This is a genomic window from Sinorhizobium prairiense (genome assembly GCF_029201645.2).
GTDB lineage: Bacteria > Pseudomonadota > Alphaproteobacteria > Rhizobiales > Rhizobiaceae > Sinorhizobium > Sinorhizobium meliloti_A.
Genome location: NZ_CP104131.1, coordinates 2,086,107 through 2,099,467 on the forward strand (window position 1 = coordinate 2,086,107; position 13,361 = coordinate 2,099,467).

Consider the following 13,361-nt stretch of genomic DNA (forward strand, 5'->3'; position numbering starts at 1 on the left):
CGGGCGGAAATCCGCACACACTTTCCTCATCCCGCTCCAGCCTTTCCGGCTGCGCCATTTCGCCATTCCCTGTCGCAATCGACAGCGCCCCGGAACTTCGTTACAGCCACTCTCGATTCGTTTTGACGGAGTGACGAAGTTCATCGGCCGAGCCGAAACGAAGCCGCTCCTTAATCCCCTCTCCAGGAGCGCCGATGCTGGCGAACTTCGCTTCCGTTTTCAGCCTGATGCTCTCGACCTTCCTGATGATGGTCGCCTTCGGGCTGCAGAGCTATGTCATCCCTGTACGCTCCGTGGCGGAAAGCTGGTCGACCCTCACCATCTCGATCTTCGCAACCGGCTACACGCTGGGGTTCACCCTTTCCTGCATCGTCACGCCTAAATTCGTCCTGCGCGTCGGCCATGTCCGCGTCTTCACAGCCCTGATAACGCTCCTTTCCATCGCGATACTGATGTGCGGGCTCGTCGTCGATTGGCGCGCCTGGATCGGCTTCCGTGCCGTGTCGGGCTTTGCGATTGCCGGAAGCTATCTCGTCATCGAGAGTTGGCTGAACGAGCGGGTGACGAACGACAATCGCGGCCTGCTCTTCTCGCTCTATCTCATCACCAGCATGGTCGGCACGATCGGCGGACAGTACCTGGTGCCGCTCGGCGATCCGAGCAACACCTCCCTGTTCATCCTTTGCGGCGTGCTGTTCTCGCTCGCCCTGCTGCCGACCGCCCTTTCCTCCTCGCCGATGCCGGCCCCCCCGGCACGGGCAAATTTCGACATCCCCGCACTCTACCGCCGCTCGCCGGTCGCCGTCGTCGGCGGCTTTCTCGCCGGTGCGCTCTCGGGCGCGTGGCTCAATCTCGGCGGCGTCTTCACCCAGAAGATCGGCCTTTCGACCGGCGAGGGAGCGACGCTACTCGCGTCGCTTCTGGCCGGCAGCGCGATCTCGCAGGTCCCGATCGGCCGCGCCTCGGACCGGATGGACCGGCGCATCGTCATGGTTGCCTGCGGCATCGCCGGCGTCGTGTCGTGCCTTGCCATGTCCGTTTCGATTGCGAGCAGTCCCCCGGTTCTCTATGCACTCGCCGCCTGCATCGGCACGGTCCTCTTCCCGATCTACGCGCTGAACGTCGCGCATGCCAACGACCTTGCCCGCCCCGACGAATATGTGGAGATTTCATCCGGGCTGATGATCACCTACGGCCTCGGCACGATCTCCGGTCCGCTGATGGTCGGTCCGGTCATGGACCGGTTTGGCCCCGTCGCACTGTTCATCGCGCTTGCCGTGTATTTTGCACTCTACAGCGGCTATGCCGCGTGGCGCATCCTTCAGCGCGAGCAGCATGACGGCCTCGTCGCGAAGACCGATTTTCAGGCGACCACGGTGCTGCCGACCCCCGGTCCCGACGTCACCGGTCCGCTCGCACAGCAGGACGCAGGCGAACTCATCGAGGACGATACCGTTCCTGCCTGGGAGCAACGCGCCGAGTAGCGCATCCCTTTATCCCTGCGGCGTCACGTGCTTGCGCGCGCCCTTGCGCTCCAGTCCCAGCCGATGCTCCCGGTAGATGATGAAGATGCCCGCGCCGACGACGATTGCCGTCCCGGCAAGCATGGTCAAGGTCGGCACGTCGCCGAAGAGGAAGTAGCCGATGACTATGCCGAGCACGATCGACGTGTATTCGAAGGGAGCGATCGTCGACATATCGGCGTGGCGATAGCTCTCCGTCAGCAGGATCTGCCCGACGCCGCCGCAAAAGCCGGCGATCGTCAGGAGAACGAAGGCCTGCCAGGAAAGCTCGGACCAGCCGAAAGGCAGCGTCGCGAGCGAGAACACCGCGGCCGAAAGGGAGAAGTAGAGGACGATGGTGTGCGTGCGCTCCTTCTGCACGAGCTTGCGCACGAGCACCATCGCCGTTGCCCCGAGCGCTGCCGAAAGCAGTACGGCGACCGCACCCTTGGCCTCGGCCGACCCGAAGCCGCCTTCGTTGAACAGCGTAAGCCGCGGCCAGGAGATGATAAACACCCCGACGAGCCCGACAAACACCGCAGACCAGCGATAGAGCCGCACGATCTCGCCCAGAAAAATTGCCGCGAAAGCGACAGCGAGCAGCGGCATGGCATAGCCGATCGCAATCGCCTCCGGCAGCGGCAGATGGACGAGGCCGTAAAAGCCGCAACTCATGGCGAGAATGCCGACAAAGCCGCGCACCAGGTGTCCGGTGATATCAGTGGTCCTGAACGCGTCCCGCAATGCGCCACGGCATGCCAGAAATCCAAGGATCGGCACCATCGCAAAAGCCGAGCGATAGAAGGTGATCTGGCCGGTGGGGATATCGTCGCCTGCAGCCTTGATGCAGGTCGACATGCACACGAAGACGACGACGGAGAGCACCTTGAGCACAATCCCCTTCATCGGGCTCACATCGTCCGCATCCATGAAACGCAACTTTTCAAACTGACATCGGCGAACCGGTCGGAAGGCCAACAGAAACGGGAGGACGCGGCGGCAAGGCCGCGAAAGGACCACGCCACCTTAGCCGTGCTTGCGCAGCATGTTGGATCAAATTTCGTGATGGAGCTGGTTTTTTCGTGATGAATTCGCCCGCATATGCAAAGCTTGTTGCCGGAGAAAAATGGGCCTGCAGGTTATTTAGCAAGCCCGAAAAAATCGTCACGGATTTAGTTCTTGTTAGTGCCGCTCCGATAAACCTTCGGTCAATAAGAGGCGGGAGTGGCCCTGCGTTTTTGCTGCCGGATGTACTGTCGCCGGCACCACATTCGTGCGTAAATCTCGGATCTTGGCTTTTCACCATCACGAGCGCCCTCTACAAATCAAAAGAGCAAGAAGGCGCAAGCAGGACTGACCATGCGGACAAACACTGGCCAGATCGTTCATCTGGAAAACTACCGGCCGACCGATTTCGTACTCGAGAGGGTGGACCTGACTTTCGAACTCGACCCGAGGGAAACGAAGGTCGAGGCGCGCATGATCTTCCATCGCCGCGAAGGCGTCAGCCCCTCTGCACCGCTCGTTCTCGACGGCGACGAGCTCACCATGACCGGCCTGCTGCTCGACCAGGAAGCGATTCCCGGCACGCTCTATGAGGCAACGGACGACACGCTTACCATTCGTGGCCTGCCGGAAGCGGCGCCCTTCGAGATCACCGTCACGACGGCCTTGTCGCCTGAGACGAACACCAAGCTGATGGGCCTCTACCGCACGAGCGACGTCTATTGCACCCAGTGCGAAGCCGAAGGCTTCCGCCGCATCACCTACTTCCCGGATCGCCCCGACGTGCTGGCGGTCTATACCGTCAACATCATCGCGGACAAGGCTTCCGCACCGCTCCTGCTTTCGAACGGCAACTATCTCGGCGGCGCCGACATGGGCGACGGCCGTCATTTTGCCTCCTGGTTCGATCCGCATCCGAAGCCGAGCTACCTGTTCGCGCTCGTTGCCGGCGATCTGGGCGTCGTCGAGGGCACCTTCACCACCGCTTCCGGCCGCGACGTCGCGCTCAAGATCTATGTCGAGCACGGCAAGGAGCCGCGTGCCGCCTACGCCATGGAAGCGCTGAAGCGGTCGATGAAATGGGATGAGGAAGTCTTCGGCCGCGAATACGATCTCGACATCTTCATGATCGTTGCCGTTTCCGATTTCAACATGGGCGCCATGGAGAACAAGGGGCTCAACATCTTCAACGACAAATACGTGCTCGCCGATCCCGAGACGGCGACCGATGCGGACTATGCCAATATCGAGGCGATCATCGCCCACGAATATTTCCACAACTGGACCGGCAACCGCATCACCTGCCGCGACTGGTTTCAGCTCTGCCTGAAGGAAGGCCTGACCGTCTATCGCGACCACGAGTTTTCCGCCGACATGCGTTCGCGCGCCGTGAAGCGGATCGCCGAAGTGCGGCACTTGAAATCCGAGCAGTTCCCCGAGGATGCCGGCCCCCTCGCCCATCCGGTGCGCCCGACGCAATACCGCGAAATCAACAATTTCTACACGACGACGGTTTACGAGAAGGGATCCGAGGTCACGCGGATGATCGCGACGATCCTCGGCCGCGACCACTTCAAGAGGGGAATGGACCTCTACTTCGAGCGGCACGACGGCCAGGCGGTGACGATCGAGGATTTCGTTGCCTGCTTCGAGGCTGCGAGCGGCCGCGACCTCAAGCAGTTCTCGCTATGGTACCATCAGGCCGGAACGCCGCTCGTCACCGCTGCCGGCACCTATGACGCCTCCAGCCAGACATACACGCTATCGCTGGAGCAGACCGTTCCGCCGACGCCCGGGCAGAGCAGCAAGGCACCGATGCATATCCCGCTCCGCTTCGGATTGCTGCTTCCGGACGGAAGCGAGGCAAGGCCCTCGGCCGTCTCCGGCGCCGAAATCACCGGCGACGTACTGCACCTGACCGAGCGCGAACAGACGGTCACCTTTTCCGGCATCCCATCCGAGCCGGTCCCCTCCTTCAATCGCGGCTTCTCCGCGCCCGTCAATCTGCACCTGGCGCAAAGCGCCGAGCACCGTGCGCTGATTGCGCGCCACGAGACCGACCTCTTCGCACGCTGGCAGGCGCTGAACGCGATGGCCCTCGACAATCTCGTCAAGGCGGCAGCGGAAGCGCGTACCGGCCAGCCGGTTGCCTGTGACGATGCGCTCGTCGACGCCCTGCTTGCAGCAGCCGGCGACGACCGACTGGAGCCGGCGTTCCGATCGCAAGTGCTGTCCCTGCCGAGCGAAACCGACATAGGCCGCGAAATCGGCGGCAACAACGAGCCGGATGCCATTCACGCCGGCCGCCAGGCTATTCTGGCCGCCATCGCCACGGCCGGCAAAGACACCTTTGCGCGACTGGTGAACGAAATGTCTCTGTCCGGCCCGTTCCGTCCCGATGCCGACAGCGCCGGGCGGCGGGCGCTGCGCAATTCCGGGCTCACCTACCTCGTCTATGCCGACGGAAAACCGGAGAAAGCCGCTGATGCGTTTCGGTCCGCCAACAACATGACCGACCTCAGCCAGGCGCTGACGCTTCTTGCGCATCGGTTTCCGGGCGCCGAAGAGACGGCGGACGCCCTGGCCGCGTTCAAGACGCGCTTTGCCGACAACGCGCTGGTCATCGACAAGTGGTTCGCCATTCAGGCGACGATTCCCGGAGCATCGACGCTCGACCGCGTTCGGGCGCTGATGTCGGATCCGCTCTTCAATGCCAGCAATCCGAACCGCGTTCGCTCACTGGTCGGCACATTCGCCTTCGCGAATGCCACCGGCTTCAACCGCATCGACGGTGAAGGCTATCGTTTCCTTGCCCGGCAGATTCTGGACATCGATGCGCGCAACCCGCAACTTGCGGCGCGTATTCTGACGTCGATGCGCTCCTGGCGGTCGCTCGAAAAGATCCGGGCCGGCCACGCCCGCAGCGCGCTCGAGGATATCGCGCGCGCCTCCAATCTTTCCGCCGATGTCAGCGACATCGTCGACCGCATGCTCAAAGACAAGCACTGACCAGAGCACCGGCACACCGCCGAACACGACGGTTTCAGGTCGGATCGACCTGAAACCGTCGTGGATCTGGCCCGAAGTCGGCTCTGGCAGTCCGGCTATCATTTCCCAACGATGAAATATGGTTAACAAATCTTTACCGTTACCTCTGGACAAGGCGAATCGCCCTGTGATTCATTGAGTCAGATTCGGGCGAGCGGCGCGCCGAATCACTGAAACGCCCGCTTCCGGGAAACCGATAAAGACGGGACCGACGTTTCGGACTGAGAAGAATCAAGCGTTCCTTGCGGCATGGTCGCGTGCGGATCGCTTTTCGAGGACGACAAATTGGATAAGATGGCGGACGCGCGACGGGGAAGCGCAGCCGAAGGGCGGTTGCGACTCAAGTTTCCGGGCTTTTCGAGCCTCGAACGGGAGTTCATCGAGCAGGCAAAGATATTTGCCGAACCGGCCTCGCAGAAGCTCGCAATGGCCGAGCCGATGCTCAAGCGGTCCATCCCGGTCCTCATTATCGCTTTTCTTCTCATCGTGGCGATCTCACGGATGTCGGGCATCATGGACGAGCATGCCCGCATGGAAGCCTCCTCCCGCCGGACGGTCAGCCTCGCGGCCGCAGCGGCAGCCGGTGTTTTCCAGACCGGCGGATCGGAACTCTTCGCCGATGGCCGCCGCTGGGAGGTCGAACGCCGGCTCACCGAACTTCTGCCTGCCGAAATCCTGGACGCCGGAATTTTCCTGCTGACGGTCCGCAGAGACGGACGCGTCTTTGCCGGGACGCAGGATGGCGTCCATCTCATCGGGCGCACGCTCTCCGCAATCGCTCCCGAGGTCGCGACGCTGCAATATTACGGCGAGGGTGCCGGCGTCGTAAGAGCGTCGATCGACGGCATCGAGCATTTCATCGCGCTCCGGCAATTGCCGGATTCCGGCGGCGCGGTTCTGGCGGCGACGTCGATCGCCAGATTCGAAGCGGCCTGGCGCGACGAAATTTCACTCAACGTCACGCTGTTTGCCGGCGTTTCGGCGATCCTGATGGTCGTCCTCTATGCCTATTACATTCAGGCAAAGCGCGCCCGAGATGCCGATGCGGTCTTTGCCGAATCGAACCTGCGCGTCGAAACGGCGCTCTCGCGCGGACGCTGCGGCCTCTGGGATTTCGATCTCGACAACCGGCGCCTCTTCTGGTCCCGCTCGATGTACGAGATGCTGGGAATGCCGGGCGACGCGAGCGTGCTTTCGTTCGGCGATGCCGCCCGTCTCATGCATGTCGAAGACCGGGGCATATACCGGGTCGCTCGGGCGATCGCGAAAGGCAACGAGCGCCAGATCGATCAGGTGTTCCGGATGCGCCATGCGGATGGCCACTATGTATGGCTTCGAGCGCGTGCCCAGGTGATCCGCACCGTGTCGGGCCGGACGCATCTGATCGGCATTGCGATGGACGTGACCGAGCAACACAGGCTTGCGCAGCGTTACGCCGAGGCCGATCAGCGCCTGGCGGACGCGATCGAGTGCACCTCGGAGGCCTTCGTGCTCTGGGACAAGCACGATCGCCTGGTGATGTGCAACACCCATTACCAGCAAGCCTGGCAGTTGCCCGACCACGTGCTGGTACCAGGCACCGAACGCACGATCGTCCATGCTGCGGCGGCAAGGCCCGTTGTCGAAAGGCGCGTCGCCGATCCGGACCGGAGCAATCACTCGCAGACGAGCGAGGTTCAGCTTGCCGACGAACGCTGGCTGCAGATCAATGAGCGGCGCACGCGCGACGGCGGGCTCGTCTCGGTGGGCACGGACATCACGCTCCTCAAGCGGCATCAAGTTCGCCTGCGCGAATCGGAGCGGCGGCTGATGGCAACCATCGGAGATCTCTCCGCCTCCCGCGTAACGCTCGAGCAGCAGAAGGCCGAACTTTCCGTCGCCAACGCGAACTATCAGGCGGAGAAAGAGCGCGCCGAGGCCGCGAACCGGGCAAAGTCCGAGTTCCTCGCCAACATGTCGCACGAGCTGCGCACCCCGCTGAACGCCATTCTCGGCTTTTCGGAAATCCTGCAGGACCAGATGTTCGGCCCCCTCGGCTCGGAGAAATACCACGAGTATTCGCGCGACATATTCGAGAGCGGCAAGCATCTGCTCAACGTCATCAACGACATACTCGACATGTCGAAGATCGAGGCAGGCCATATGCGCATCACGCGCGAGCGGATCGATCTCGCGCCACTCATCGAGGAGACCCTTCGTTTCACGGCGATTCCGGCAGAGCGAAAGAACATCCGCGTGGTCCAGCAGATATCCTCCGGCCTGACGATGTTCGCCGACCGCCGGGCGATGAAGCAGGTCCTGCTCAATCTCCTCTCCAATGCGGTCAAGTTCACCAATGAAGGTGGCCGCATCTCCTTGCGGGCGCGCAAGGTGAGGGGCGCCGTCACGCTGACGATCGCCGATTCCGGCATCGGCATTCCCAAGGGCGCGTTGCAGAAGATCGGCCAGCCCTTCGAGCAGGTGCAGAGCCAATATGCCAAGAGCAAGGGCGGCTCCGGGCTCGGGCTCGCCATATCCCGTTCGCTGACGCGGCTTCACGGCGGGACGATGAAGATCCATTCGGCAGAGAATGTCGGCACCATCATATCGGTCAGGATTCCCGACCGCGGCTGACTACGTCCGCTTACGCTGCAGCGACGACCCCCTGGAAGATCCGGCGCACGGCCTTCGAGAAACGGCGAATGTCGGCTTCGAGATGCGTCAGATCCGGATAGTCTCCGGCACGGCAGACGAGATCCACGAGACCGGCCGGCGCTTCCTTCGGATCGAAGTCGCCGTCGATGCAGAGGCGCACGAGCTGCGACAGCTCTGAGAAGAGTACGAGCGCTTCGGCGGCCGTATCGAGATCGTTCGCATTCATCATCCCGGCGCCGAGCGCCTTCAGCGCCTCGAGCGTATGCGTGCCGGCAGGAGGGGACGTCACTCCCCTCGCCGGCGCGATCAGGGCGAGGTACTGGGCGATGAACTCGATGTCGACCAATCCGCCGGGAATGAGTTTGAAATCCCAGATGTCCTTCGGCGGCTTCTCCTTGTCGATCAGGCCGCGCATCTCCTCGACGTCCTTGCGGATCTTCGCGATGTCGCGCTTTTCAGTGAGGATCTCGGCAAAGATCGCCTCCGCTTCGCCCACGAGGCTCTCGTCGCCGCAGATGCAGCGCGCCCGCGTCAGCGCCAGATGCTCCCAGGTCCAGGCTTCCGTTCGCTGGTACTTGGCGAAGGCGGTTATGCGGGTGGCAACCGGCCCCTTGTTGCCGGAGGGTCGCAGCCTCATGTCCACGTCGTAGAGGATGCCCTCGGCGGTCGGGGCGGAAAGCGCGGCGATCAGCCGCTGCGTGACCCGCGTAAAATAACGCACCGGATCGAGCGGCTTGGCGCCGTCGGATTCGAGCACTTCGTCGTCGTAATCGTAGAGCAGGATGAGATCGATATCGGAGCCGGCGGTCAATTCGTGACTGCCGAGCTTGCCCATTCCGACGATTGCGACCCGCCCGCCGGGGAAACGTCCATGCGCCGACCGGACCTCCTCCAGAACCGCATCGAGCGCGGCGGCAATGATCAGATCGGCAAGGTCGGTGAGAGCGCGCCCCGCCTGAAGGCCGGTGATCGCGCCTGTGAGCAGCCGGATACCGATCAGGAAGCGCTGCTCGGCGGCGATGATGCGCAAACGGTCCAGCACCTCCTCATAGTGCCGGCCTGCGCCGACGAAGGTCGCGATGCGCGGCGCCAGATAATCCCTCGTCGGCAGTTCGGCAAGCAGCCCCGGCTCCAGCATGCCGTCGAAGACATGCGGCTTGGCGGCGATGATGTCCGCCAGGCGCGGTGCCGACGACATGATATTGACGATCAGCGACAGGAGGCCGGGATTGTTGCCGAGCAGCGAGAAGAGCTGGATCCCCGCGGGCAGACCGGAGAGGAAGTGGTCAAAACGCAGAAACGCTTCGTCCGCCCGCCTGCTTTCGCCGAAGACGCGCAGAAGCTCCGGCGTCAGCTCCGTCAGCCGCTCGCGCGCCTCGACCGATTGCGTTGCCCGATAGCGCCCGTAGTGCCAGGTGCGGATGATATTCGCTATGTCGGACGGCCGCTGGAAACCGAGCTTCTTCAGTGTTTCGAGCGTATCCGGATCGTCCTGCTGACCGGTGAAGACCAGGTTTCCGGTTTCGGTGGATAGCTTCGCCTCCTGCTCGAAAAGCTGCGCATAGCGCCGCTCGACCGCGCGCAGCACGCGCGACAGCGCATCCGAAAAGGAAGCCGTATCCTCGAAGCCGAGCATATAGGCGACCCGTCTGAGCTCCGGCTCGGTCTCCGGAAGGAGGTGAGTTTGCTCGTCATGCACCATCTGGATGCGGTGCTCGACGTCGCGCAGGAACCAATAGGCATCGGTAAGCTCCTCGGCCGTCGCCGCGTCGATCCAGCCGCTCTCGGCGAGCATCCGCAGCATCGCTTCCGTTTCGCGCAGACGCAGCGCGGGCGTGCGGCCGCCGGCGATCAGCTGCTGGGTCTGAACGAAGAACTCGATCTCCCGGATGCCGCCGCGCCCGAGCTTGATGTTGTGTCCCTTCACGGCGATTTCTCCGTGCCCCTTATGGGCATGGATCTGCCGCTTGATCGAGTGAATGTCGGCAATTGCCGCATAGTCGAGGTACTTGCGGAAGACGAAGGGCGTCAGTTCCTTCAGGAAGCGTTCGCCCGCCTCCAGATCGCCCGCGATCGGCCGCGCCTTGATGAAGGCGGCCCGTTCCCAGTTCTGCCCCCTGCTCTCGTAATAGAGCATTGCCGCCTCGACCGGGATGGCAAGCGGCGTGGAGCCCGGGTCTGGCCTGAGCCGCAGATCCGTGCGGAAGACATAGCCGTCGCCGGTTCTCTCCTGCAGGATGCGAATCAAGCGCCGCAACAGCCGGGCGAAGGTTTCCGGAGCATCGTCGCGATTGGCGATGATGCCCGACTGCGGATCGTAGAAGACGACAAGATCGATATCGGAAGAATAGTTGAGCTCGCCGGCGCCGAGCTTACCCATTCCAAGCACGACGACGCCGGAGGCGGTAGACGGCGCGGAACTGTCCTTCAACACGAACTTGCCGCTTTCATGCGCGCCGAGCAGCAGATGATCGATCGCCGCCGAAACGGCCGCCTCTGCAAAATCGCTGAGCCACCGTGTCGTCTCACGGCCACCGAAAAGCCGCGAAAGGTCCGCAAGCGCGACGGCGAAGGCGACCTCGCGCTTCGCCCGTCTCAATCGCGTCATGATCTCGGCGTCCGGCAGCGCCGCCCCGGGTGCATCGCCCCACCAGGACGCCCTTGCGGCCTCGATCCTGTGCTTCAAAAACGCCGGCAGCGCCTCGGATAGCAATGCTTCGAGGATCGCCGGGTGGCTACGCGCCGTATCCCGCAGGAATGGCGAAAGCGCGAAGGCGGCAACGAAAAAATCCTTCAGCGGCGCGTCCGAGGCAATGAGCTTGGCAATCTGCTCGCTGCTTTTCGCCGCATCCTTGAGCACGGAAAGGGCGGCTTTGGCGTCCGCCTGGCTCGCCGGGCGAATCGCCACCACATCGATATCGGACAAAGACCGCTCGATCGCTTCCGCCATGCACAATCCCCCCTTCGGTTCCCGTCATGGGTTTATCAGGTCGCAACCGCCGGGAAAACCATGCGAACCGCCAGGCCCCGACCGTCCTCCTCCGTCGCCGACAGTTCCAGCGAGCCGCGGTGCATCTCCATGACGGCCTCGACGAGCGAGAGGCCGAGGCCCGTCCCCGGCTTCGAGCGGCTTTCGTCCAGGCGAACGAAACGCTTGACGACCTCCCCGCGCATATTCTCCGGAACGCCAGGCCCGTGGTCGGCAACGGTCAACACGACGTGACGAGCGCTCCTCTTCAATTCAACCCGTATGAGCGGATTTTCGGCACCTTCCGCATATTTGATCGCATTGTCGATCAGGTTGCCCAGCGCCTGGCTGATCAGTTCGCGGTTGCCGGAGATCGCCGCCCCCGCCGGCGCCTCCGCTTCGATGCGCATTTCCTTGTCTTCCGCCAGCGGCTCGTAGAGTTCGACGCAATCCGCCACGATCTGCGCCAGGTCGATCTCGTTCATCTCGGCGACGGCGGAGCCGGCTTCGACGCGGGAAATCATCAGAAGCGCGTTGAAGGTACGAATCAGCTGATCGGACTCGGCGATGATCTGTTCGAGCGCACCGCTCTGGTTGCCCCCTCGGTATCGGCGAGCGCCGCCTCTGCCCTGTTGCGCAAGCGCGTCAGCGGTGTCTTGAGATCGTGCGCTATGTTGTCCGAGACCTGTTTCAGTCCTTCGTTCAGCTTTTCGATGCGCTCGAGCATCGCGTTCAGCGATTCCGAAAGACGGTCGAACTCGTCGCCGGAACCGCTCGTCGGCAAGCGTTGCGAGAGGTCACCGGCCATGATCTTGGTGCTCGCCTCCGACATGCGGTCGATCCGGCGCAGGGCGTTGCGGCCGATGCCGAACCAGATCACCAGCGCACCGAGCCCCATGATGCCGAGCGCGACCATCAGCGCCTGACGGACGAGCGCACGGAATTTTTCGGGTTCCTGCAGGTCGCGGCCGACGAGGACTCTCAACCCGTTGTCGAGCATCAGGACCTGGGCAAGGGCGACATGCCTGTCGGCGCGGCTCTCGTCGGTGAAGCGCCGGTAACGGAACGGCTCGGATTTCCATCCTTCGTCATCGAGCAGCCCCGGCTCCAGCGCGGCCACGTTTCCGGCGAGGATCTCTCCGTTCGGACCCGCAATGACGTAGAGATTGGCTCCCGGCTGACGTGCCCGGCGCTCGAGCGAGCGAAGCAGCCCGTTGATGCCGGCCCGATCGTATACGCCGGCGATCTGCGCCACTTCGGCGGCGATCGCTTCCCGCGTCTGCTGCTGCAGGAGGCGCTCCGACATGCCGGTCACGTAGAAGACGAGGAAGGCCGCACACAGGGAGAAGAGGACCAGATAGAGCGCAGAGAGCCGGACTGCGGTCGTCCTGAACAGCACGCTTACCCTGCTCATGTGTCCGTGGTCCGGTCGTCCTTGATCATGTATCCGGCGCCCCGGATCGTCCGCAGCAGGGGAGGATCGAAATCCTTCTCGATCTTCGAGCGCAGGCGCGAGACGTGCACGTCGATAACATTGGTCTGGGGGTCGAAGTGGTAGTCCCACACGTTTTCGAGCAGCATGGTTCTTGTCACCACCTGCCCGGCATTTTTCATGAGGTATTCGAGCAGCCGGAATTCGCGCGGCTGCAAGGATATCTCCTTGCCCTGCCGTCGGACCGAATGGGACAGGCGGTCGAGTTCGAGATCGCCGACGCGATATACCATGTCCTGCTCGGGTGCGCCCTTTCGGCGGCCGAGCACCTCGACACGCGCGAGGAGCTCGCTGAAGGCGTAGGGCTTCGGCAGGTAATCGTCGCCGCCGGCACGCAGACCGGTGACGCGGTCGTCCACCTGCCCGAGTGCGGAGAGAATGAGCACGGGCGTGTGGATGTCCTTGCGCCTGAGTTCGGTGATCAGCGAAAGACCGTCGCGGCGGGGGAGCATGCGGTCCACGACGAGAACGTCATAGGCATTCTCGCTCGCCATGAACAGGCCGGCCTCGCCGTCGCTCGCGTGATCGCAGACGATGCCTGCCTCACGGAATGCCTTGGCCAGATAGGCGGCGGCCTCCAGATCGTCTTCAACAATCAGAATCTTCATACGGGTGACCATAGTCCCGGACCTCCGTTCGTCTCAACCGGTTTCAGCCCGCTGCGGCTGACGGGATTTGAAACACCAAGCGCCGCGACATGTTTTCGATGTCG

6 protein-coding genes and 1 pseudogene are annotated in these 13,361 nt (G+C 63.0%); 3 read left to right on the top strand and 4 right to left on the bottom strand.

Features of this window, described 5'->3' with window-relative positions; translation table 11 throughout:
• The first annotated feature begins 194 nt into the window (after positions 1-194).
• Complete coding sequence (locus N0Q91_RS12750; RefSeq protein ID WP_275596568.1) at positions 195-1,484, top strand: MFS transporter; 1,290 nt, start codon at positions 195-197, stop codon at positions 1,482-1,484.
• 9 nt (positions 1,485-1,493) lie between these two features.
• Here the strand turns inward: N0Q91_RS12750 and N0Q91_RS12755 are convergent, their stop codons facing one another.
• Entirely contained in the window at positions 1,494-2,432 is a 939-nt protein-coding gene (locus tag N0Q91_RS12755) for a DMT family transporter (protein ID WP_018094566.1), read from the bottom strand.
• Positions 2,433-2,861: 429 nt separating this feature from the next.
• Between N0Q91_RS12755 and pepN the strand changes: the two genes are divergently transcribed.
• The gene (pepN, locus tag N0Q91_RS12760; protein WP_275596569.1) at positions 2,862-5,516 is read left to right on the top strand and encodes an aminopeptidase N; all 2,655 of its coding nucleotides are present in this window, start codon (positions 2,862-2,864) and stop codon (positions 5,514-5,516) included.
• A gap of 324 nt (positions 5,517-5,840) precedes the next feature.
• Positions 5,841-8,168, top strand: a complete 2,328-nt coding sequence (locus tag N0Q91_RS12765; protein WP_198516714.1) for a PAS domain-containing sensor histidine kinase — start codon at positions 5,841-5,843, stop codon at positions 8,166-8,168.
• Between the two features lie 10 nt (positions 8,169-8,178).
• On the opposite strand, the gene N0Q91_RS12770 is transcribed toward N0Q91_RS12765, so the two are convergent.
• The 3 genes and pseudogenes from N0Q91_RS12770 to N0Q91_RS12780 form a co-directional block, all read right to left on the bottom strand.
• Positions 8,179-11,139, bottom strand: coding sequence for a bifunctional [glutamine synthetase] adenylyltransferase/[glutamine synthetase]-adenylyl-L-tyrosine phosphorylase (locus N0Q91_RS12770; RefSeq protein WP_275596570.1), 2,961 nt, complete (start codon positions 11,137-11,139; stop codon positions 8,179-8,181).
• Positions 11,140-11,174: 35 nt separating this feature from the next.
• Positions 11,175-12,571, bottom strand: a pseudogene (locus tag N0Q91_RS12775) (sensor histidine kinase).
• Entirely contained in the window at positions 12,568-13,269 is a 702-nt protein-coding gene (locus tag N0Q91_RS12780; RefSeq protein ID WP_018094561.1) for a response regulator transcription factor, read from the bottom strand. The pseudogene N0Q91_RS12775 and the gene N0Q91_RS12780 overlap by 4 nt, the downstream one beginning before the upstream one ends.
• Positions 13,270-13,361 lie beyond the last annotated feature (92 nt).